Genomic DNA, 557 nt, shown 5'->3' on the forward strand with positions numbered 1-557 from the left:
GGAACCCCGGACGTTGTCCTCGAGTACCTGGACGCGTTCACCGCCCACGCCGACGCCGATGAGCTGATCGTGGCGCACCAGAGCACCGGCACCGGGGCGCGGCTGCGATCTGTTGAACTGCTGGCCCAGGTCGCCGGACTGGCGCGGGTCTAGCGGGAGTTTCCTGGCTATTTCCTTAGTTCGTCGGGGGTCTGGGCGCGGTGGCCGGGCTCGGGGACATGCCCCGCGCCGGGGCCAGCGGGTGGACATAGTGCCATTATGCCCAGTTCCGGGTGCGAAGAATGGGCATGTCCCTCGCGGACTGGACACCGGCCCAACAGGACATGCCCCGCGCCTGGGGCAGCGGTGGACATAGTGTCATTGTGCTCGCCCCCGGGTGCGAAGAATGGGCATGTCCCCGCCCCCTGGCCGGAACCTAGATCTGGTTCTTTAGATCCGCCACGGAGTTCAGGATCTGGTTCGGCCGGAACGGGTAGGCGGCGATGTCGTCGCGGTGGGTGATGCCGCTGAGCACCAGCACGGTGTGCAGCCCCGCCTCCATGCCCGCGATGATGTCG

General features: G+C 67.5%; 1 protein-coding gene and 1 pseudogene. One reads left to right on the forward strand and one right to left on the reverse strand.

The features are described from left to right. Positions 1 to 153: pseudogene (locus tag CXR02_RS23115) on the forward strand (alkane 1-monooxygenase); the annotation flags it as partial. Positions 154 to 415: 262 nt separating this feature from the next. On the opposite strand, the gene CXR02_RS21945 reads toward CXR02_RS23115, so the two are convergent. Then, positions 416 to 557: HAD hydrolase-like protein (locus CXR02_RS21945; protein WP_181037339.1), on the reverse strand; the 142-nt coding region annotated here is incomplete at its 5' end.

The organism is Arthrobacter sp. 4R501 (genome assembly GCF_002929755.1).
Taxonomy (GTDB): Bacteria; Actinomycetota; Actinomycetes; order Actinomycetales; family Micrococcaceae; genus Arthrobacter.